Genomic DNA, 20,556 nt, shown 5'->3' with positions numbered 1-20,556 from the left:
CCGCCGGCAATGGATGCGCGGCTGCCGCAATCCGACTTCGGCTCAGTGTCACCAATGCTCTCGCCGATCAGAGATGTCCGCTCAGCCTCAGGAGCCGACATGACTTATGAGTACACGCCCTAGTCCTCGTTTGCCTTGAACCGTCCCAACCCCTTCAGCACAAAGGGCGCCACCAGCGCGATCAGCGCGACGCCGAGAAGCGTTGCCGAAATCGGGCTCTGCAGCAGCGTCATGGGATCGCCGAGGCTGATGGCGAGCGCGCGGCGCAGCTGGCTCTCGGCAATCGGGCCGAGGATCAGGCCGACGACGACGGGCGCGATCGGGAAATCGAACCGGCGCATCAGGAAGCCGAGGACGCCGAAACCGGCGAGCATCGACAATTCCACCACCGACGGCTTTGCCGCGATGGTGCCCATGGTCGCGAACACGAGGATGCCGGCATAGAGCCAGGGCTGCGGGATCGCGAGCAGCCGCACCCACAGGCCGACCAGCGGCAGGTTGAGCACCAGCAGCATCATGTTGGCGATGAAGAGGCTGGCGATCAGGCCCCATACGAGGTCAGGCCGCTCGGCGAACAGCAGCGGGCCCGGGTTGAGGCCATATTGCTGGAAGCCCGCCAGCATCATCGCGGCGGTGGCCGAAGTCGGCAGGCCCAGCGTCAAGAGCGGCACCAGCGTGCCGGCTGCGGAAGCGTTGTTGGCGGCCTCGGGGCCGGCGACGCCTTCGATCGCGCCCTTGCCGAACTCTTCGGGGTGCTTCGTCAGCCGCTTCTCGGTCGAATAGGACAGGAAGGTCGGGATCTCCGCGCCGCCTGCCGGCAGCGCACCGATCGGGAAGCCGAACATGGTCCCGCGCAGCCATGGCTTCCAGGACCGCTTCCAGTCCTCCTTGGTCATCCACAGCGAGCCGCGCACCGGCTCCAGCTTCTCTTCGGTGTGGTGGCGGCGCGATGCGACATAAAGCGCCTCGCCCACCGCGAACAGGCCGACGGCAAGCGTTGTGACTTCAACGCCATCGAGCAGTTCGGGGACGCCGAATGCAAGCCGCGCCTGACCCGTCAGCTTGTCGATGCCGACGAGGCCGAGCGTCAGACCGATGAACAGGCTGGTCAGGCCGCGGATCGGGGAATCGCCGAAGGTCGCCGACACCGTGACGAAGGCGACGCACATCAGCGCGAAGTAATCCTCGGGGCCGAAGCGTACGGCGACATCGACCAGCCATGGTGCGAGGAAAGCCAGGCCAATGGTGGCGATGGTGCCGGCGACGAAGGAGCCGATTGCGGAGGTCGCGAGCGCCGGCCCGCCGCGGCCCGCCTTGGCCATCTTGTTGCCTTCAAGCGCGGTGGCCATCGAGGCACTCTCGCCGGGCGTGTTGATCAGGATCGCGGTGGTCGAGCCACCATACATGCCGCCATAATAAATGCCGGCGAACATGATCAGCGAGCCGCCGGGGTCGAGCTTGTAGGTCACCGGCAGCAGCAGCGCGACCGTCAGTGCCGGGCCGATGCCGGGCAGCACGCCCACGGCCGTGCCGAGGAACACGCCGATCAGCGCGTAAAGCAGGTTCATCGGCTGGACGGCGACCGCCATGCCGTGAGCCAGCGCGGCAAAGGTATCCATCACAGCAGTCGCTCCAGTGGGCCGGCAGGCAGGCTCAGCGTCAACAACCGGTCGAACGCCAGGTAAATGAGGGTCGACATCACGAGGGCGATGATGGCGTCGATGAGGATGGCACGGCGTCCGAAGGCCGCCGAGGTCGTCACGAACAGCGCCGAGGTCGCCAGGATGAAGCCGCCGCCAATGCCGATGATGGCGATCAGCAGCGCAAGCCCGACGAGGATCAGAACCACAGGCACGGGATCGGCGCTCTCGCGTGCCGGCAGATTGCCGTGCAGCGCGTCGATGAAGTTGCCGATCGCAAGCAGCCCAAGGCCGCTGGCGACCACGACCGGCATCGCCTCCGGTCCCATCCCGTACATCGCCGCAGATTGCAGGCCGCGCGCGTCCCAGACCAGCACGACGGCGAGCACCGCAAGCAATGCCGCGATGACGAGACCGGCACGGTCGACGCGCCGCGGCGGCTGGACGGGATCGCCTGAGGTCATGACTTGACCAAGCCGACCGATTTCAACACGTCGGTGACGCGGGCCGTTTCCTTCTTCAGGAAGTCGGCGAAGGCGTCGCCGCCGAGATAGGCGTCCTCCCAGCCCTTCTGCTTGAGGATCTCCTTCCAGGCGTCAGACTTCACCATCTTCTCGACCGCATCGCTCAAGGTCTTGCGCTGCTCCGGCGTGATGCCGGGAGGCGCGACCACCGAACGCCAATTGGCGATTACGAGGTCGATGCCCTGCTCCTTGAAGGTCGGGAGATCGCTGCCTGCGATTCGCTTCTCCGAGGTCACGCCGATCGCACGCAGCTTGCCGGACTTGATCTGCCCTTCATATTCGCTGAGGCCCGAAATGCCTGCGGTGACCTTGCCGCCGAGAATCGCCGCGAGCGACTCGCCGCCGCCGGAGAACGGGATGTAGTTGATCTTCTTGGCGTCGGCGCCGACCGCGCCGGCGAACAAGGCCGCCATCACATGGTCGACGCCGCCGGCCGAGCCGCCGGCGAAAGTGACCTTGGCGATATCGGCCTTCACCGCCGCGGCCAGATCCTGCGCATTTTTGATCGGCGAATTTGCGGGAACCACGATCACCTGGATTTCCTCGGTGAGGCGCGCGATCGGCGTCACCTGCTCCAGCGTCACCGGCGACTTGTTCATGGCGAGCGCGCCGACCATGACGAAGCCGTTGACCATCATCTGGTTGCCGTCACCCTTGGCGCCATTGACGAACTGCGCGATGCCGACACTGCCGCCTGCACCGGGAACGTTGGTGACCTGCACGCTGCGGGCGATGCCCGCAGCCACCAGCGCCTGCTGCATCGAGCGCGCGGTCTGGTCCCAGCCTCCGCCCGGAGCCGCCGGCGCCATCAGCTTGAGCTCGAGCTGCTGGGCAAAGCCCGGATTGGCTGCCGCCAGGGTGAACGCGACGGCTGCGCCGACAAGGCGCGCGGGAAATCGGAACATGGGGGCATCTCCAGGGCTCATGCGGACGTTCGCCGCATTGTGTCGTTTGGTCGCATATCAACCAAAACGGCCGATGCTGTCCAGTGACATGCCTCAGGGTTTTTGGTCAGCGGGGCGCCGGGATGACCCCACCGAGCGCAGCCGTCAGTTCGGCCGCCACTTCCCGGACGATTTGTCCGATCTCCGGCAACCGCTCGTCGGTGACCCGACTGGTCATGCCGGATACGGAGATCGCGGCAAGCGGTTCGGCCAACGCATTGTATACCACCGCCGCGACGCAGCGCAGGCCGATCTGTGCCTCCTCATCGTCGACGGCAAAGCCCTGCTTGCGGATTTTCTCGAGCTCCCTGAACAGGTCGCTCGGGCGCACGATCGACTTCTCGGTCAGGCGGGGCATGCCGTGATGGCGGATGACGGCGCCGACGTCCTCGTCTGAATAGGTTGCGAGCACCGCTTTGCCGACTCCGGAGGTCACCATGGGGACGCGGCCGCCGACCTTGGTGAGCGAGCGCATGATCTCGCGGCTTTCCATGCGGGTCAGCACGATGATGAACTCATCGTCGACCACGGCGAGATTGGCCGTCTCGCGGGTGAGATCGCGCAGCTTGCGCAAATATGGAATGGCCTGTGCGGAGAAATTGCGTCGCCGCGCAAAGCTGGCGCCAACCGTGAAGCTGCGCACGCCGACGTGCCATTTGGACTCGCCACGGTCGAACTGCACGAAACGGCGACTTTCGAGCGTTGCGAGAAGCCGGTGCACGGTGGACGCCGACAGGCCGGTGCGGATCGCGAGATCGCTGAGACGATAACCTTCGTCGTCCTCGGCCAGCGTCTCGATGATCGACAGCGCGCGGTCGACCGACTGCACGCCACCGTCGCGGCCCTCGTGATCAGCCTCCGCGGCCGATTTAGGCTCGAACGATTTGCGCCGGATCACGTTCTTGCTCATCGCGACCTGCATTTGCCAATCAGACAAGACGCGAGCCGCCTCTTCTCCCTCTCCCCGTTCTTACGGGGAGAGGGCGGGGGTGAGGGGCTATCTCCACAAAGACGGTGAGACACAGACTCGTGGAGAGTCCCCCTCACCCGGAATTTGCTGCGCAAATTCCGACCTCTCCCCGCAAGCGGGGAGAGGCGAACGCAAGCTCAGAGCAGCCCTGCCCCGCGCGCCCACTTGTACTTGGCGCCGAGGACCTCGACCGGCAGCTCGGTCGAATAGGCGTAGGCCGGGATGCCGTTCTGGTAGAGATATTCGGCGGCTTCCTCGACCTCGACGTCGCCGGCGAGAGAGGCGACCATCGGCTTCACAAAACCCTTGGCCTCCATCTCCTTCTTCACCTCGACCATGTTGCGGGCGAACACCATCGGCGGGGTGACGATGGTGTGCCAATAGCCGAGGATCAGCGCGTGGATGCGCTCATCCGACAGCCCGAGCTTCACGGTGTTGACATAGGTGATCGGCGGCTCGCCGCCGGTGATATCCACGGGATTACCGGCAGCTCCAAACGGCGGGATGAACTTGCGGAAGGCCGCATCGAGATCCGGCGGCATCGACATCAGCGACAGGCCGTTGTCGACGCAGGAGTCCGACAGCAGCACGCCCGAACCGCCGGCACCGGTGATGATGAGCACGTTCTCGCCCTTCGGCGTCGGCAGCACCGGCACGCCGCGGGCGAATTCGAGCAGCTGGCGAAGTGAGCGGGCACGGATCACACCGGATTGCTTGAACACGTCCTCATAGATGCGATCGTTGCCGGCAAGCGCGCCGGTGTGGGACGATGCCGCCTTCGCGCCAGCCGAGGTGCGGCCGGCCTTGAGCACCACGACAGGCTTCTTCTTGGAGACGCGCTTGGCGGCTTCCGCGAAGGCGCGGCCGTCCTTGAGGTCTTCGCAATGCTGCGCGATCAGATTGGTGTTCGGGTCCTGCTCGAAGAAGGCGAGTAGATCGTCCTCATCGATGTCGGACTTGTTGCCGAGGCCGACGATCGCGGAGACGCCCATCTTGGCCGAGCGCGAGAAGCCGATGATGGCCATGCCGATGCCGCCCGATTGCGACGACAGCGCCGCATGGCCCTTGACGTCATAGGCGGTGCAGAAGGTCGCGCAGAGATTGGCGGGCGTATAATAGAAGCCGTAGATGTTCGGCCCCATCAGGCGGATGTCGTACTTCTTGCCGACCTCGACGATCTCGGCCTGCAGCTCAGGCGCGCCGGCTTCAGCGAAGCCCGACGGGATGAGCACAGCGCCCGGGATCTTCTTCTCGCCGCATTCGGCCAGCGCGGCGGCGACGAATTTCGCCGGGATCGCGAACACCGCGACGTCGATCACGCCAGGCACGTCCTTGACGCTCTTGTAGGCCTTGTAGCCGAGGATCTCGGCGGCCTTGGGATGGATCGGATAGATCTCGCCCTTGTAGCCGCCGTTGATGAGGTTCTTCATCACGGAATTGCCGATCTTGCCGTCCTCCGCGGAGGCGCCGACCACGGCGACCGCCTTGGGCTGCATGATGCGGTTCATCGCCGCGACGATCTCTTCGGTCGGACGCGGCTTCGGCTTCGGCACATAAGCGAAGTCGACGACAATACGGACGTCGGCGGCCGTGGCCCCCTTCGCGGTTGCGAACACTGGGTTGAGGTCGAGCTCGACGATCTCGGGGAAATCGGTGACGAGCTGCGAGACCTTGACGATGACATCGGCGAGCGCGTTGCGGTTCACCGGCTCGCCGCCGCGCACACCCTTGAGGATCTCATGCGCCTGGATGCCGTCGAGCATCGAGAGCGCATCCTCCTTTGTGGCAGGCGCAAGGCGGAACGTGATGTCCTTGAGCACCTCGACGAGCACGCCGCCGAGGCCGAAGGCGACCAGCTTGCCGAACGAGCCGTCGGTGATCGAGCCGACGATGACCTCGGTGCCGCCGGCCAGCATCTGCTGGACCTGGACGCCTTCGATCTTGGCCTCGGCCTTGTACTTCTTGGCGTTGCCGAGAATGGTCTCGTAGGCCTTCTCGGCCTCTTCAGCCGTCTTGAGGCCGACGATGACGCCGCCGGCTTCGGTCTTGTGGAGAATGTCCGGCGAGACGATCTTCATCACCACCGGGAAGCCCATGGACGAAGCCATCTTGCCGGCCTCGCCCGCCGACTTGGCCACGCCCTCCTTCGGCACCGGAATGCCGTAGGCGTCGCAGACCAGCTTGCCTTCCGGCGCTGTCAGGCTGGTGCGGTTGTCCGCCTTGACCTGGTCAAGCACCTTGCGGACGGCATCTTTGGAATTGGACATGTGGCTTCTCCCTTGACCTGAGTTCGTTCTTTTCAAAGCGCGCGCGAGTTTGCGGCTGCCCGTGATGCTTGCCATTCGCCGCGCTCTGTTCCATGCGGCGGAACGGAGTGGCATAAAGCCAAGACTACTCCGCCGGCTTGGATCAAAAATGGCTGGCGATGGCATTTGGTATGCCAGAAGCCAACTTGTCAAGCTGGTGCACGCCCCAGAACGCCGCAAAAAATAGCCAGCTTGACATTCTGGCATGTGGTATGCCAAAAACTTTCCCGTTAATATTCCTGTAAAAGACGACTCCCACTGGAGGAGATTCGTCGTGTCACTACGGAAACCAACCAAGGCGTTGCCGAACATGGCCGAGGCAGACATCGCAATCGTTCGTATTGCCCCGGAGAGCAGCTTCAAGAACAAGGCGTATGACGCCTTGAAGGAAGCCATCCTCAAGATGGACATCTATTCGACGCCCGAGCCGGTGATGCTCGACGAGCGCGCGCTGTCCGAACGCCTCGGCGTTAGCCGCACCCCGATCCGCGAAGCCATCGCGATGCTCGAGCAGGACGGTTTCGTGAAGACGGTTCCGCGCCGCGGCATCATGGTGGTGCGCCGGACCAAGAGTGAGATCGTCGACATGATCCGCGCCTGGGCGGCGCTGGAGAGCATGGCGGCGCGGCTCATCACCACCACCGCGCGGAAGAAGGACATCACGGCGCTGCGCGACTATTTCAAGGATTTCGGCAAGGACCGCCTGCCCGAGGATCACGTCGAGGAATATTCGCGCGCCAACATCGCCTTCCACCAGGCGCTGATCTCGCTGTCGGAATCGCCGGTGCTGGTCGATCTCACCAACGACCTGCTCTTGCACGTGCGCGGCTATCGCCAGCTGACCATCGGACGCAAGGACCGCACCGCGACGTCACTGCCCGAGCATCTCGGCATCATCGAAGCGCTGGAGGCGCGCGACACCGAGCTCGCCGAGAAGCGCGCCCGCGATCACACCCTCGGCCTTGCCGCTTACGTCGAAGCGCACGGCCAGGAACTGTTCACGTAACTAGCAACGTTCACCAGAAGGGCGAACAATTCGCCCCAACGACCTTGAGACCAGGGAGACAAGGCCCATGCTGAATACCGCGACCAAGTCCGAAGCACCGGGCACCGAGCAGGAACTGACGGATGGCTTCCATCTCGTCATCGACGCGCTCAAGCTGAACGGCATCAACACCATCTATAATGTGCCGGGCATCCCGATCACGGATCTGGGCCGCATGGCGCAGGCCGCCGGTATTCGCGTGATCTCCTTCCGTCACGAGCAGAACGCCGGCTACGCCGCAGGCATCGCCGGCTATCTCACCAAGAAGCCCGGCGTCTGCCTCACGGTGTCGGCGCCCGGCTTCCTCAACGGTCTCACCGCCCTCGCCCACGCCACCACCAATTGCTATCCGATGATCCTGGTCTCGGGCTCTTCCGAGCGCGAGATCGTCGACCTCCAGCAGGGCGATTACGAGGAGATGGACCAGCTCGCGATCGCCAAGCCGCTGTGCAAGGCGGCCTATCGCGTGCTGCACGCCCAGGACATCGGCATCGGCTTCGCCCGCGCCATCCGCGCGGCGGTCTCGGGCCGTCCGGGCGGCGTCTATCTCGACCTGCCGGCAAAGCTGTTCGGCCAGGTGATGAACGCCGAGGCCGGCCAGAAGTCGCTGGTCAAGGTGATCGACGCGGCGCCGGCGCAGATCCCCTCGCCCGCTTCGGTCAAGCGCGCGCTCGACGTGCTCAAGGGCGCCAAGCGTCCGCTCATCATCCTCGGCAAGGGCGCGGCCTACGCGCAGGCCGACGAGGAGATCAAGAGCTTCGTCGAGAAGAGCGGCGTGCCGTTCCTGCCCATGAGCATGGCCAAGGGCCTGCTGCCCGACACCCATCCGCAATGCGCCGGCGCCGCCCGCTCGACCGTGCTGAAGGAGTCCGACGTCGTCATGCTGATCGGCGCACGGCTGAACTGGCTGCTGTCGCACGGCAAGGGCAAGAGCTGGGGCGAGGCGCCGAAGAAGTTCATCCAGGTCGACATCGAGCCGAAGGAGATGGACTCCAACGTCGAGATCGTCGCGCCCGTCGTCGGCGACATCGGCTCGGTGGTCTCCGCCTTCAACCAGGCGATGGGCTCCGGCTGGACCGCGCCGCCCACCGAATGGACCAAGGCCGTCTCGACCAAGCGCGAAGAGAACGTCGCCAAGATGGCGCCGAAGCTCATGAACAACAAATCGCCGATGGATTATCACGGCGCGCTCGGCGTCCTGAAGAACGTCATCAAGGAGTATCCCGAGGCTATCCTGGTCAACGAAGGCGCCAACACGCTCGACCTCGCCCGCGGCGTCATCGACATGTACAAGCCCCGCAAGCGTCTCGACGTCGGCACCTGGGGCGTGATGGGCATCGGCATGGGCCAGGCGATCGCGGCTGCACTCGAGACCGGCCATCCCGTGCTCGCGGTGGAGGGCGACTCGGCGTTCGGCTTCTCCGGCATGGAGGTCGAGACCATCTGCCGCTACAACCTTCCGATCTGCGTCGTCATCTTCAACAATGACGGCATCTATCGCGGCACCGACGTCAACGGCGCCAACGACGATCCGGCGACGACCGTGTTCGTCAAGGGCGCGCGCTATGACAGGATGATGGAAGCCTTCGGCGGCGTCGGCGTCAACGCGACATCGCCGGACGAGCTGAAGCGTGCCGTCAACGACGCCATGAAGTCCGGCAAGCCGACGCTCATCAACGCGGTGATCGATCCGGCCGCAGGCTCGGAGAGTGGCCGCATCGGCAACCTCAATCCGCAGAGCGTCCTGCAGAAGAAAAAGTAAGTCCACCCCTTCAACCCTTATTCCCTGTGGTTAGCAGGGGCAGACAGAGTACGGAGCAATATGATGACCAAAGCGCTCGAGGGCGTTCGCATTCTCGACTTCACCCACGTCCAGTCCGGACCGACCTGCACGCAGTTGCTGGCCTGGTTCGGCGCCGACGTGATCAAGGTTGAACGCCCCGGCGTGGGTGACATCACCCGCGGCCAGCTGCAGGACATCCCGAACGTGGACAGCCTGTATTTCACCATGCTCAACCACAACAAGCGCTCGATCACGCTCGACACCAAGAACCCCAAGGGCAAGGAAGTCCTGACCGAGCTGATCAAGAAGTGCGACGTGCTGGTCGAGAATTTCGGCCCCGGCGTGCTCGACCGCATGGGCTTCCCCTGGGAGAAGATCCAGGCGATCAACCCGAAGATGATCGTCGCCTCGATCAAGGGGTTTGGCCCCGGACCGTACGAGGACTGCAAGGTCTATGAGAACGTCGCCCAGTGCACCGGCGGCGCCGCCTCCACCACCGGCTTCCGCGACGGCCTGCCGCTCGTCACCGGCGCGCAGATCGGCGATTCCGGCACCGGCCTGCACCTCGCGCTCGGCATCGTCACCGCGCTCTATCAGCGCACCCACAGCGGCAAGGGCCAGCGCGTCACCGCCGCGATGCAGGACGGCGTGCTCAACCTCTGCCGCGTCAAGCTGCGCGACCAGCAGCGCCTCGCCCACGGCCCGCTCAAGGAATACAGCCAGTTCGGCGAAGGCGTGCCGTTCGGCGACGCCGTGCCGCGCGCCGGCAACGACTCCGGTGGCGGCCAGCCCGGCCGCATCCTGAAGTGCAAGGGCTGGGAGACCGATCCCAACGCCTACATCTATTTCATCACCCAGGCCCCGGTCTGGGAGAAGATCTGCGACGTGATCGGCGAGCCCACCTGGAAGACCGATCCGAATTACGCCAAGCCGGCCGCCCGCCTGCCGCGCCTCAACGAGATCTTCGCCCGCATCGAACAATGGACGATGACGAAGACCAAGTTCGAGGCGATGGAGATCCTCAACAAGGACGACATCCCCTGCGGCCCGATCCTGTCGATGAAGGAGATCGCCGAAGACCAGTCGCTGCGCGCCACCGGCACCGTGGTCGAGGTCGACCACCCCACCCGCGGCAAGTACGTCTCGGTCGGCAACCCGATCAAGCTGTCGGACTCGCCGGCGGACGTGACGCGTTCGCCGCTGCTCGGCGAGCACACCGACGAGATCCTGCGCTCGGTGCTTGGCTTCAGCGATCACCAGGTCGCCGAGATCCACAAGTCCGGCGCGCTCGACCCGCCGCAGAAGCAGGCCGCGGAGTAAGCGACCCCACATTGCACGAGACGAAAGGGCCGCCCGAAGGGGCGGCCCTTTTTGCTTGGAAAGGCGTGCAGCCGCAGGCTCGAAATCAAAACTCGGAAAACAACCCCATGCACAGTAGCCATCCCATTGGCACGCAACGGGATTTCTGATTCGACGAAAAAAATCCTGACCCGTCGGGCAAAACAGGGGTATTATGCCATGGTCGCCAGGCGAGTCAGTGCGAGCCGAGCAAGCATCAATGCCGAATTGAAGCCGCCTAATTGGAACCGACCGGGTTGCGCCTCGTTGTCTCCTGCACCGGAGCACGCTCGGAGCGCAGCCGGCCATCCGACGACAAGTCTAACGCTACCGGCTCGCGAGCTGGACACGCCGGCTCGGGCGTGTTTCGAGCCGCGTTCCCCTTCGCCGACATCGAGGTCGACATGACGAGAGATCATCCCGCGTCCCGGGCTCTGCGGGAGGCCAACAAGGCATTCAAGCCGGTCGAGACCAAGAAGCCGATGACCGACTATGCAAAGGCGCAACAATCCCATCACGAAAATCGCGAGCGCCTGAAGGCGGAACGGCTGGCGCGAGAGGCCGAGCAGGGAAATCGCCGCAGATAAGGGATTGCCGGTGCCCGCGTTATTACTTCGACACGGCCAGGCAATCTCTGTGGACGAAGAGAGACCGACCTTGGTAAGCTTCAGAGCATCGAGAGTACGATGACCCCGTCCTCGAGCTCCCCGGAAGCCAGCCGCGCCCGCGCGATGCGCTCGAACTCCGTCCGATATTTCTGAAGGTAGCTGAAGGCCTGCTTCTGCGTCTGGAAGGTCGTCGCAAGACGGCACAGCTGTCGGCCCGCGCCGAGCGCAAGAAAGAAGGTGATTGTGCCGCCGCCGTCCGGTTTGATCCTAGGCACGACTTGCACTCATTCGCATGTGAACGGCCCCTTTTGTCTGCACTGTCGAATTCGGCTATCTCGGCAATTTCCTCGTGCGCTTCTTCGGTGGAGGCGCCGATGCGCGAAAACTGGCATCGGCTGCTTGCTTGGCTGCTTGCTCGGCTGCTTCCTTGGCCTCACGCTGCTCGCGCAGCCGCGCCATGTTGCTGCGGATATCGACAGCGCGCCTTTCGACATCGGCGATCGCCCGCGCGCCCTCTTCGGCGGCCAAGCGTTGACGCTCGGATCGCGCGATGGATTCGGGAGACGGTTCGGCCGATTTCCTGGCGCTCATCGCGTCGCGCTCGTCTTTCGCCTACTCGGCAACGGATAGAACCCGCTCAATCCCTTACGATCGAGCGGGTCACATAGCCGTTTCAGTACATCCGTGAAACGGCCGTACAGAGCTCAAGCCAGCGAGAGATTCTCTGCGCTGACCTTGCCCCGCATTTTATCGGTCTTGGTCTCGAAGTTGACCTTCTGGCCCTCGGCGAGACCCGCAAGACCAGCCCGTTCGACCGCGCTGATGTGAACGAACACGTCATTGCCGCCGTCGTCGGGTTGAATGAATCCAAAGCCCTTTTGGCCGTTGAACCACTTCACAGTACCTGTCGTCATTCTCTTCTCCAAAGCGCATAGGCGCGCATTCCGCGTGACGTTCACGCAGATCGATTCAATTCGTCGATGTCTCTGGAAAAGGAGCCCGCAGGCGCATTCAACAAGCACAGCGGCTGAACGAATAGATTGAAGGTATACCTCATCGCAAGCACTTACAAGGCTCGAGCCGTATATAATTGCGCCCGCCTGCGGTGGAACGTTTTCGCGTTTGAGGATTCGCCTCCTGATCTCTGGCGCAGGTGCCAGACGAGATCGTCACAATGCGCGCGCGTCACTTCGACGCGGCGATGATCTCCTCCGGAGTTCCAGGCAGATGACAAGTCTAAATGATCGATCCTCTCGCGATCTGTGGTAGACTTCGTCATCACCGCCCGGCTCGTGGCATCCATCGGTGATGAGAACGCATAGCGCTCCCGCCTCCTCCAGCATGGAGCAGCGCCATGGGACGGCGTCAAAACGACATCAAGCGAACCGAAAGTCTCAAGCAACGTCTGACAGACGACGCCAGACGCTCGCGAGATGAAGCCCACTTGCTTCCTCCCGGTCAGCATCGCGAAAGGCTGCTACGAAGGGTACGGCAGGACGAGACGGCCATCGAGATCGAGGCATGGCTGAACTCTCCTGGCCTGAGAGCTCCGACATGACGGAACACCTGGACCGGGTGCTCAGCGATCTCCGCTGACGAGCTGCCCGCGAAAGAACTGCACCACGGCCGCATTGAAGTCGCGGTGAAGGGCTGCCCTGTCGAAGCCTGCCGGCACATCGGTGCAGATGCGCGGAACGGCCGCGGCGAGATCGGCCGAGCATCGGGAGCCTGATCCAGCTGATCGTCTGTTCCGCGGACGGGTCGATTGCTTCCGCGCAACCTCCTGAAGTTCGCTGACGTGGACGTGCGGCCGCTGCTATCGGCCGACAGCGTAAGTCAAACCCACTGGAGTTGATCCAGTGGAGGCGGGCGAACGGGGCGCGAACTCTTCGCCGATTCTCCGGGAAGTTGAAGCGGTAGCGTTGAACGGGGAGCGCTCCCGCTGTTCTGCCGTCGATTTGCTCTTGAGCGGGGATTGGCCCGGGCCTAGCCTCGTGCCCGCGTTTCTTCTCGTCGGGGTCCTCTGCCCGTTGGCCGCTGCGGCCTTTACGCTGGTGAAGCGTCCGGGGCTGCCGGCTCCGGCATAACGGGCGCTCGGACTACACTTGAGCGACCCGCCAGCTTCGACCGCGTCATGGCTCGGATGAGCCGTTGGCGATCAGAAGAAACGAAGCGGCCGCAACCCCACTGGAATGGCACTGGCTTTGCTTGTCGATGAACCATCGCGCCGAGAGAGGTGGTCGATGAAAGTCTGGAACACCGAAGAGTTGCCCGACCACGAACAGTTCGTCTATTGGCGCGAGGTCCTCTGCGAAGCCTTCGTGACGCTGAGACCGGAGCGGCCTCGAGACCATAACAGAGGCCGCTTTCCCAGTCGCGTCACCGCGCATCCGCTGTCAACCATCAACGTGACGACGGTCCAGTCCAAAGCGCACCACGTCATCCGTGATGAGGCGGAAATCCGCAGGTCGCCGCAAGAGGTCTATTTCCTCAATCTTCAATTGAGCGGCCGATGCCGTTACGAGACCGAAGGCCGGGAAACGATCGTCGGCCCGAACCAGTTTGCGATCGTGGATTCGACGCGGCCCTACTTCCTCGACTTCATGGACGACTGGAACGTATTCTCATTTCGTATCCCGCGCCACATGTTGCGGCCGTTGCTGCAGACGCCCGACTGTTCGACCGGTATATGCGTGTCAGGTGATCAGGCACTGGGCGAGATCACGATCGGATTCCTGAAATCGATCGCAATGCGCGTGGCCGAGCTGCCATCGGAGGCCATCGAGCCGCTCGCGGCCGATGTGGTCAACCTGGCTGCACTGTCCCTCGGTGCCACCGAGGCGACGCGGATTGGGCAGCGCCAATCCGCGCAACGCGCCCTCTACGCGGCCATCGTGAAGTTCGTCGAAACGAATTTGGCCGATGCCGGACTATCGGCATCGTCCGTTGCCGCGCATTTCGGGATTTCCGTTCGTTATCTTCATCGGATCTTCGAGGAAAAGGGCAGATCGTTCGGTCAGGTCGTGCTGGAGCGCCGACTGCTCCGTTGCGCAGGCGATCTCGATATTTCAGCGCAATCGCGGATCTCCGATGTCGCATACCGCTGGGGTTTCAACGACATCTCCCATTTCAACCGAAGTTTCCGCCAGCGCTTCGGAGCTTCGCCGCGCGCATATCGACTGAGGCAACGGCAGGAATAGATTCCGGCGACGTCCCGCGCGATCCCGCGAGAAGTGCACTCCAGGTCAACTCTTTCGTCACTCCCAGCCAAGATCGAACGCCGCCGTGGCGTTAGCTTCGGCGCGCATTCATTTCTCGCGGGGAGAGATCGCCATGGCAATCGACTTCAGGCTCAGCGAAGATCAGATCGCGCTTCGTGACGGCGCGCGTGCCTTCGCGCAAACAGCTCTCAAGGACGTCCGAGCGACCATTCGCAACTACGCCAAGCCGGATGACCGCTTCTATGCGATCAGGCCGTTCCACAAGATGGGCGTCGACGCCGGTTTCGTGAAGGGATTGTTTCCCAAGGAGGTCGGCGGCACCGACGTTTCGACGCTCGATTTCGCGCTTGCGGCGGAAGAGTTGTGCGTCGTCGACGTCAACGTTCCCAGTGCGATGCTCGGAACCGGCCTTTGCGTCAAGCCCGTCATCATGTTCGGGACCGAGGAGCAGAAGCAGCGCCTGCTTCCCGATTTCATGCAGGACGGATCCCTGCTCGGCGCACTCGCCTTCACCGAGGTGACGGGTGGCGCGAATTTCGATGCCCCGGATCCGCGCTTCGGCGTGAAGACCTTCGCCATTCGCGAAGGCGATGAGTGGGTGATCAACGGTGAAAAGCACTACACCACCAACGGCACCGGCTGGGATGGCAAGAATTGCCATCTCTTCGCAGTGGTCTGCCGGACCGATCCGAGCAAGGGCGCACAGGACTCCCTGGCCGTGATCATGGTTCCGGGCAGCACGCCGGGCGTCAAGGTGACGGGGATTCTGGATACGGCCGGGCATCGGGCTACGATCTCGCCGCGAATGAAGTTCGAGAATGTCCGCGTTCCCGCCGGCAATATCATCGGCAAGCCGGGAGACGGGATCGAGATCGTCTCGACCAATTTTGCGTGGACTGCGGCGCTGATCGGGGCCGCCTGCGTCGGGGTCATGCGCGCCGCGTTCGACCATGCGGTCGCGTTCGCGCGGAAGGATGCCCGCTCCGGGCCGCATCCGATCATCGAATATTCCACGGTGGGCTACATGCTGGCCGACATGAAGATGAAGATCGAGGCCTGCCGGTACCTGACCTGGAAGGCCTGCCAGCAATTCGACCTGTCCAAAGGCAGGGAGCACGAACTTGCCGTGATGACGAAAGTGTTCTGCTCGGAAACCTGCGTCGATGTCGTCTATGACGCCATGCGGCTGGTCGGTGTCGACAGCTACACCGACATGCACCCGCTGGCGGAATTGATGAATGATGCGATGTGCTTCCCGCTCTACGATGGCGGCAATATGGGGGCTCGCCGCAGGAACCTGCACAATATCATCAAGAGTCCGTCCTACAGTTCGCTCACCGCGCCATACGGCATGTTCGGCGCATAGGTGGCCTCTGAGGTCGCTTGTGAGCCGCGCGGGATGGAGAGGCGCGTTTGGCTGACTGCCGAGCGCCGCCGGCCAGCGGGGGAAGCACGGCGAAATGCCATCGACAGCGCGTCAGCCGATTACCGAGCCAAGTCGCCTCATCCTCGCTCCTCGCGAATGCCCGATGCTCACTGATCTCCACCGGCGAGCTGTCGATGAAAGTACCCCACCACCGCCGCGTTGAACTCGCGATGAAATCCGGCCCTGTCGAAGCCTGCCGGCACATCGGTGCAGATGCGCGGAACGGCCGCAGCGAGATCGGCCGAACACGGTGCGAGGAACGCATAGTGGCCGGCCGGCACGACGTGAATGTCAGGCTTACCCGGCAAGCTTTCAGCAACGCGTGCGTTGCCCGAACCGTCGCCGACGCCGGGTCCGCCGAACTGCGATCGCCAGAACTGGAAAGGCACTTTGACGAGAGCGAGGTTCTCCCGCGTCAGGGTAGCCGGCGCAGGATCAACGATGACGGCTGCACGAATGCGCGCATCCCGTATCGGCTCAGGCGGCGTCTCGCCATTGTGAAGCTGCGCGCACGCGCCGGTCGTCTCCCTGCACAGGCTGGCGACCCTGGCGAAATCCGGCGTGGTCCCCATCAGCACGAGACCAGTCGCCCCTCCGAGCGAGAAGCCGAAGAAGCCGACCCTGGTGGGATCGATCGCCGCCCGGTCCTTCCAGTCGTTCAACAGAAAATCGAGCAGGCGCACAATATCCGCCGGTCGCGATCCCCAAACCGACAGGGTATCGCGCCTTGAGGAGTCGCCGACCGTATCGCCGGGATGATTGATGGCGGCGACGATGAAGCCGGCATCGGCCAGCGCCTCCGCCGTGTCGTGCTGCTGACCGAAAAATCCGCCCCGGCCGTGCGAGTAGATGACGAGCGGCAGCTTCGCGCCCGTGACAGGACAATCCTTCGCGCCCTTCAGGTCGAAATCGGCGCCGACCGACAAACTGCCGAGCGCCACATGCGTCGGCTCACTCGTGCACGGATACCAGATTGCACCTGACAGCGCCGGATCGGACTGAAGAAGCTGAATCCCCGCAGCCTGCACAGGCGGGCCGAGACAGCAGATGATGACGGCAAAAGCCCAAAGCGTGCAGCGCAACGAGAGTCCCCCGATTTCGCGCAGAAGCTGAGCGGGGAACGATAGCGGAATTGTGGCTGATTGATCGGGAGCGCATCCTGAAGCAATCTGCCGGACAACGAGAGGGAGATCAGCATGTCACTGCTCGGCAAGGCCGCCGTTGCAATGTGGTGGAGCGTTCACCCCGAGCAGCGCACCGAGTTCGGCGACTGGCATTCGCATGAGCACTTTCCCGAGCGGATGAGCATTCCAGGCTTTCGGCGCGGGTCGCGATGGACCAGCACGACCGACGCCGAAGGCTTTTTCGTGCTCTATGAACTCGAGCATTACGACGTCCTCACATCGAAAGGCTATCTCGACCGGCTCAACGCGCCGACGCCATGGTCGACGGAGATGATGCCGCATCATCTCGGCATGATCCGCAGCCAGTGCCGGATCGTCGCCAGCTTTGGCGGGGGTGTGGCGACTTCGCTGGCCACCATCAGGCTATCGCCGGAGGCCCGACGGGAGGCGGCGCTGCAGGCGCGCCTTTCGGACATGCTCGGCGCGTTGGCGCAGAAGCCGGGGCTGACCGGTGCCCACCTCCTCCTCACCGACACACCCCGGACGAGTGCGCCCACCACCGAACAGCAGATCCGCGGCAAGGACAGCACCGCCGACTGGATCGTGCTGCTGTCGGGTTACGATGCCGATGTGGTCGAGGACGTGATCGCCGGCCAGTTTTCGGCGTCATCGCTTCAGGCAGCCGGCGCTCGCGAGAATTTCATCACTGGCCGCTACAGGCTGGCATTCACGATGACCCCGCAAGATGTCGCTGCGGTCTAGCGGAGAGGGCTATCGCATTTGAGAATTTTCCCTGTGGCCATCCTTCGAGACGCCCGCTTTAGGCGGGCTCCTCAGGATGAGGACGGAGTGCGTGGCTGCAGTTTCAAAGGGCTCTGACGCTGATTAGCCTCATCCTGAGGAGGCGCGTAAGCGCCGTCTCGAAGGACGAGGCGTGCGCACCGGCCGTTGCCACAAGGCATATGCGATAGCCCTGCGTCTAGCGGACAGGGCCCCAAAAAAATCCAAACCACCTGTCGGATCGGCGGCTTGCCCGTCGTCCTCGTGACATCAATGGGCCATAGAGGCCAACTCGGGCCCATCAATCACTAGGGATAACAACCATGCCCAATACCGTCCGCCTGCACCGCGTTCTCGCCACCAGCCCGCATAAGGTCTATCGCGCCTTCCTGGAAGCCGACGCGATGGCGAAATGGCTTCCGCCGAACGGCTTTACCTGCACGGTGCATCATTTCGAGCCCAAGGTCGGGGGCACGTTCAAGATGTCGTTCCGGAATTTCACGACCGGCAACGGCCATTCGTTCGGCGGCGAATTCGTCGAGCTCGTGCCCGGCGAGCGCCTCCGTTACACCGACAAGTTCGACGACCCCAACCTGCCGGGCCTGATCGAGGTGACCGTGAGCCTGAAGAAGGTCTCGGTCGGCACCGAGGTCGAGATCACGCAGTCGGGCCTGCCCGACGTCATTCCCGTCGAGGCCTGCTATCTCGGCTGGCAGGAGTCGCTGCGGAATCTGGCGCGGCTGGTCGAGCCGGAGATCAACCAGTAGCCGTAGCATCCACGGGGTCGATCTGTTCGATTGCATGCGCAGATCGACCCATATCGTCATTGCGAGCGCAGCGAAGCAATCCAGAGTCTTGCCGCGGAGGGATTCTGGATTGCTTCGCTGCGCTCGCAATGACGGCTGTTGCTGCGCGATCGCCGCAGCCCTACATCCCCGACTTCGCGTCGCGCCCCCCACCTGCGGTCCACCTGTCCGGATCCGGACTGTGCCCGATCAGCGCCAGGCCATAGGCGATCGACTCGAACTGGTCGCCCGACATCAGCCGCTCGTTGCCGAAGCGGTCGGCGAACAATTTCCGGACCGCGGGCACGAACGAGGTGCCGCCGGTCAGAAACACCTTCTCCACCTCGCGCGAGGCGATACGGGCCTCGGCCAGCACCTTGTCGACGGTGGCGCCGAGCCGGGCGATGTCGTCTGCAATCCAGGCTTCGAATTTCTTGCGCGTGATGGCCGCGCCGATGTCGACGCCGCCGCCCTTGAAGCGGAAGTCCACCTCGTCCTGCGCCGACAGCGCGACCTTGGCGTCGGACACTGCGCGGAACAGCGCAAAGCCGAGGTCGAGATCGACGATGGTGATGAAATCCTCGAGCAGCTGCGGCTTCAGCGCTGTGCGCTGGAGCTCGCGGAGCTCGCGCAGATCGCCGTTGCTCTTCATCATCGCCAGCTGATGCCAGCGCGCGAGGTTGGTGTAATGGCCGGTCGGAACCGGCAGCACCTTGTCGAAGGAGCGGAAGCTGGAGCCCTTGCCGAGCCGCGGCGAGACGATGTGATCGACGATGCGATAGTCGAAGGTGTCGCCGGCAACGCCGATGCCGGCGTGGCCGAGCGGCTCGGCGCGAAGCACGCCGCCCGCACGCGAGAAACGCATCACGGAGAAATCGCTGGTGCCGCCGCCGAAATCGGCGACCAGCACGGTGGCATCGCGCTCCAGCCTGCGGGCGAAGGAGAATGCCGCGCCCACGGGCTCGTAGACATAGCGCGCATGGCCCGCGCCCAAGCGCTCGAACGCGGCGCGGTAGCGCTGCATCGCCAGCGCCTCGTCGGGATTGCCGCCGGCAAAGCGCACCGGGCGACCGACCGTGATGTTGGCCGCCTCGAAGCCGAACTTGGCCCCGCCGTGGCGCGCCAGCGTGCGCAGGAAAGCCGCCAGGATGTCCTCGAACTTGTAGCGCTGCCGGAACACCTGCGTGGTATTGAAGCTGGAGCTCGCCGCGAAGGTCTTGAACGATTGCAGGAAGCGATAGACGTGGCGCCCTTCGAGAAACTGCTCGATCGCCCACGGCCCGCCCTCGGCCTGGGCGCCGGCGCCCGGCCGGTCCTCCCAGAAGCACAGGGCAGACACATACACGCTGTGGCGCTGCCCGCCATGGTCGAAGCGAATGGCCTCGACGCGGCGGTCGTCCGCCGCCAGCGCAACGACCGTGTTGCTCGTGCCAAAATCGATGCCGATCGAGACGGCGGGCGAGGCGCTCGACATGAACCACTCTGAGGGAGGATTGGATAAGGGGGCGGACCACTAGCGGCTTTGCATGACCATGCCAAGGGCCCTGGCATTGCAGCACGGCCGGAACCCGGACCGCCCGGGGGCCAGGTGCCCCTCTCGGACCGCTTTTTCAGCCGGCTTTAGTGCCCGTTTGTTCAAGAAAGGCGCCGCCATGTGTCCGCATCGGCAACTTTATGTCCGAACCGGACCCTTTAACCCACTATTATGCTGCAATGCGATAGGCTGCATGCTGCTATGCAACCACGGGCATGGACACTGGCATCTGGTATACATAGATTGCCCCTAGAAATGAGACAGCAAGGCTGACCGTCTCAAGAAAGGGAATTCCGATGTCGAAGACCGCCTCCGTCGCTTTCGCCCCCTCCTCCTCCTCACTGTTCGCCCGGTTCATGGCCGCGGTCGATCGGTTCCTGCTGGCAAGCGCCGAGATCTCGAACCACAATGGCGACCTGCCGCGTTTCGGCCTGTAAGACAGCTTGGCGGCCCCGCGCAACGGCGGGACCGCAGACCACCCGAGACCCAATTGTTTGGATTAAATGGCCCCGCACATCGGGGCCATTT

The 20,556-nt window shown here is 63.7% G+C and carries 19 protein-coding genes; 9 read left to right on the top strand and 10 right to left on the bottom strand.

Annotated features, from left to right (window positions below; translation table 11 throughout):
- Positions 1-119: 119 nt before the first annotated feature.
- The 5 genes from AB7M16_RS32820 to AB7M16_RS32800 all read right to left on the bottom strand — a co-directional run bounded on the left by AB7M16_RS32820 (position 120) and on the right by AB7M16_RS32800 (position 6,345).
- Positions 120-1,619, bottom strand: a complete 1,500-nt coding sequence (locus tag AB7M16_RS32820) for a tripartite tricarboxylate transporter permease (RefSeq protein WP_036023341.1) — start codon at positions 1,617-1,619, stop codon at positions 120-122.
- Positions 1,619-2,104, bottom strand: coding sequence for a tripartite tricarboxylate transporter TctB family protein (locus tag AB7M16_RS32815; protein ID WP_453946496.1), 486 nt, complete (start codon positions 2,102-2,104; stop codon positions 1,619-1,621). Before AB7M16_RS32815 ends, AB7M16_RS32820 begins: the two co-directional genes overlap by 1 nt.
- Positions 2,101-3,069, bottom strand: coding sequence for a Bug family tripartite tricarboxylate transporter substrate binding protein (locus AB7M16_RS32810; protein WP_172784285.1), 969 nt, complete (start codon positions 3,067-3,069; stop codon positions 2,101-2,103). Before AB7M16_RS32810 ends, AB7M16_RS32815 begins: the two co-directional genes overlap by 4 nt.
- A gap of 106 nt (positions 3,070-3,175) precedes the next feature.
- Positions 3,176-4,018: an IclR family transcriptional regulator gene (locus AB7M16_RS32805; RefSeq protein WP_212256887.1), complete on the bottom strand. Its 843-nt coding sequence runs from the start codon at positions 4,016-4,018 to the stop codon at positions 3,176-3,178.
- Between the two features lie 197 nt (positions 4,019-4,215).
- A complete protein-coding gene (locus AB7M16_RS32800; RefSeq protein ID WP_453946495.1) occupies positions 4,216-6,345 on the bottom strand; it encodes an acetate--CoA ligase family protein in 2,130 nt (709 codons plus the stop codon).
- A gap of 349 nt (positions 6,346-6,694) precedes the next feature.
- Here AB7M16_RS32800 and AB7M16_RS32795 point away from each other — a divergent pair, with 349 nt between their 5' ends.
- From AB7M16_RS32795 to AB7M16_RS32780, 4 genes are all read left to right on the top strand, one after another.
- On the top strand, positions 6,695-7,390 hold the full coding sequence (locus AB7M16_RS32795; protein ID WP_157282741.1) for a GntR family transcriptional regulator: 696 nt from the start codon (positions 6,695-6,697) through the stop codon (positions 7,388-7,390).
- Between the two features lie 67 nt (positions 7,391-7,457).
- Entirely contained in the window at positions 7,458-9,191 is a 1,734-nt protein-coding gene (oxc, locus tag AB7M16_RS32790; RefSeq protein ID WP_453946494.1) for an oxalyl-CoA decarboxylase, read from the top strand.
- Between the two features lie 63 nt (positions 9,192-9,254).
- Positions 9,255-10,532, top strand: a complete 1,278-nt coding sequence (frc, locus tag AB7M16_RS32785; protein WP_172784281.1) for a formyl-CoA transferase — start codon at positions 9,255-9,257, stop codon at positions 10,530-10,532.
- 422 nt (positions 10,533-10,954) lie between these two features.
- Positions 10,955-11,137, top strand: coding sequence for a hypothetical protein (locus AB7M16_RS32780; RefSeq protein ID WP_025035185.1), 183 nt, complete (start codon positions 10,955-10,957; stop codon positions 11,135-11,137).
- 80 nt (positions 11,138-11,217) lie between these two features.
- Here the strand turns inward: AB7M16_RS32780 and AB7M16_RS32775 are convergent, their stop codons facing one another.
- The 3 genes from AB7M16_RS32775 to AB7M16_RS32765 all read right to left on the bottom strand — a co-directional run bounded on the left by AB7M16_RS32775 (position 11,218) and on the right by AB7M16_RS32765 (position 12,072).
- On the bottom strand, positions 11,218-11,442 hold the full coding sequence (locus AB7M16_RS32775; protein ID WP_172784280.1) for a hypothetical protein: 225 nt from the start codon (positions 11,440-11,442) through the stop codon (positions 11,218-11,220).
- 46 nt (positions 11,443-11,488) lie between these two features.
- Entirely contained in the window at positions 11,489-11,749 is a 261-nt protein-coding gene (locus tag AB7M16_RS32770) for a transcriptional regulator (protein ID WP_453946493.1), read from the bottom strand.
- Between the two features lie 113 nt (positions 11,750-11,862).
- Positions 11,863-12,072: a cold-shock protein gene (locus AB7M16_RS32765; RefSeq protein ID WP_172784278.1), complete on the bottom strand. Its 210-nt coding sequence runs from the start codon at positions 12,070-12,072 to the stop codon at positions 11,863-11,865.
- 1,329 nt (positions 12,073-13,401) lie between these two features.
- Between AB7M16_RS32765 and AB7M16_RS32760 the strand changes: the two genes are divergently transcribed.
- Both AB7M16_RS32760 and AB7M16_RS32755 read left to right on the top strand, forming a co-directional pair.
- The gene (locus AB7M16_RS32760; protein WP_453946492.1) at positions 13,402-14,358 is read left to right on the top strand and encodes a helix-turn-helix domain-containing protein; all 957 of its coding nucleotides are present in this window, start codon (positions 13,402-13,404) and stop codon (positions 14,356-14,358) included.
- A gap of 133 nt (positions 14,359-14,491) precedes the next feature.
- Positions 14,492-15,745: an acyl-CoA dehydrogenase family protein gene (locus AB7M16_RS32755; RefSeq protein ID WP_453946491.1), complete on the top strand. Its 1,254-nt coding sequence runs from the start codon at positions 14,492-14,494 to the stop codon at positions 15,743-15,745.
- A gap of 167 nt (positions 15,746-15,912) precedes the next feature.
- On the opposite strand, the gene AB7M16_RS32750 is transcribed toward AB7M16_RS32755, so the two are convergent.
- On the bottom strand, positions 15,913-16,887 hold the full coding sequence (locus AB7M16_RS32750) for an alpha/beta hydrolase family protein (RefSeq protein ID WP_453946490.1): 975 nt from the start codon (positions 16,885-16,887) through the stop codon (positions 15,913-15,915).
- Positions 16,888-17,001: 114 nt separating this feature from the next.
- Between AB7M16_RS32750 and AB7M16_RS32745 the strand changes: the two genes are divergently transcribed.
- Positions 17,002-17,691: a hypothetical protein gene (locus AB7M16_RS32745; protein ID WP_453946489.1), complete on the top strand. Its 690-nt coding sequence runs from the start codon at positions 17,002-17,004 to the stop codon at positions 17,689-17,691.
- A 341-nt stretch (positions 17,692-18,032) separates the two neighbouring features.
- Entirely contained in the window at positions 18,033-18,476 is a 444-nt protein-coding gene (locus AB7M16_RS32740) for an SRPBCC family protein (protein WP_453946488.1), read from the top strand.
- A 160-nt stretch (positions 18,477-18,636) separates the two neighbouring features.
- On the opposite strand, the gene AB7M16_RS32735 is transcribed toward AB7M16_RS32740, so the two are convergent.
- Complete coding sequence (locus tag AB7M16_RS32735; protein WP_453946487.1) at positions 18,637-19,968, bottom strand: Hsp70 family protein; 1,332 nt, start codon at positions 19,966-19,968, stop codon at positions 18,637-18,639.
- A gap of 356 nt (positions 19,969-20,324) precedes the next feature.
- On the opposite strand from AB7M16_RS32735, the gene AB7M16_RS32730 reads away from it, so the two are divergent.
- On the top strand, positions 20,325-20,465 hold the full coding sequence (locus tag AB7M16_RS32730; protein ID WP_172784271.1) for a hypothetical protein: 141 nt from the start codon (positions 20,325-20,327) through the stop codon (positions 20,463-20,465).
- Positions 20,466-20,556: the final 91 nt, after the last annotated feature.

The organism is Bradyrhizobium sp. USDA 372 (assembly GCF_053629095.1).
This window is presented reverse-complemented; position numbering and strand designations above follow the sequence as displayed.

Excerpts from the sequence above, each read along its gene's own strand:
- AB7M16_RS32795 (WP_157282741.1), top strand. The coding sequence starts at position 6,695 with ATGGCCGAGGCAGACATCGCAATCGTTCGTATTGCCCCGGAGAGCAGC.
- AB7M16_RS32780 (WP_025035185.1), top strand. The coding sequence starts at position 10,955 with ATGACGAGAGATCATCCCGCGTCCCGGGCTCTGCGGGAGGCCAACAAG.
- AB7M16_RS32745 (WP_453946489.1), top strand. The coding sequence starts at position 17,002 with ATGTCACTGCTCGGCAAGGCCGCCGTTGCAATGTGGTGGAGCGTTCAC.
- AB7M16_RS32740 (WP_453946488.1), top strand. The coding sequence starts at position 18,033 with ATGCCCAATACCGTCCGCCTGCACCGCGTTCTCGCCACCAGCCCGCAT.
- AB7M16_RS32805 (WP_212256887.1), bottom strand. The coding sequence starts at position 4,018 with ATGAGCAAGAACGTGATCCGGCGCAAATCGTTCGAGCCTAAATCGGCC.
- AB7M16_RS32770 (WP_453946493.1), bottom strand. The coding sequence starts at position 11,749 with ATGAGCGCCAGGAAATCGGCCGAACCGTCTCCCGAATCCATCGCGCGA.
- AB7M16_RS32810 (WP_172784285.1), bottom strand. The coding sequence starts at position 3,069 with ATGTTCCGATTTCCCGCGCGCCTTGTCGGCGCAGCCGTCGCGTTCACC.
- AB7M16_RS32820 (WP_036023341.1), bottom strand. The coding sequence starts at position 1,619 with ATGGATACCTTTGCCGCGCTGGCTCACGGCATGGCGGTCGCCGTCCAG.
- AB7M16_RS32755 (WP_453946491.1), top strand. The coding sequence starts at position 14,492 with ATGGCAATCGACTTCAGGCTCAGCGAAGATCAGATCGCGCTTCGTGAC.
- AB7M16_RS32800 (WP_453946495.1), bottom strand. The coding sequence starts at position 6,345 with ATGTCCAATTCCAAAGATGCCGTCCGCAAGGTGCTTGACCAGGTCAAG.
- frc (WP_172784281.1), top strand. The coding sequence starts at position 9,255 with ATGACCAAAGCGCTCGAGGGCGTTCGCATTCTCGACTTCACCCACGTC.
- AB7M16_RS32730 (WP_172784271.1), top strand. The coding sequence starts at position 20,325 with ATGTCGAAGACCGCCTCCGTCGCTTTCGCCCCCTCCTCCTCCTCACTG.
- AB7M16_RS32815 (WP_453946496.1), bottom strand. The coding sequence starts at position 2,104 with ATGACCTCAGGCGATCCCGTCCAGCCGCCGCGGCGCGTCGACCGTGCC.
- oxc (WP_453946494.1), top strand. The coding sequence starts at position 7,458 with ATGCTGAATACCGCGACCAAGTCCGAAGCACCGGGCACCGAGCAGGAA.
- AB7M16_RS32735 (WP_453946487.1), bottom strand. The coding sequence starts at position 19,968 with ATGTCGAGCGCCTCGCCCGCCGTCTCGATCGGCATCGATTTTGGCACG.
- AB7M16_RS32765 (WP_172784278.1), bottom strand. The coding sequence starts at position 12,072 with ATGACGACAGGTACTGTGAAGTGGTTCAACGGCCAAAAGGGCTTTGGA.
- AB7M16_RS32760 (WP_453946492.1), top strand. The coding sequence starts at position 13,402 with ATGAAAGTCTGGAACACCGAAGAGTTGCCCGACCACGAACAGTTCGTC.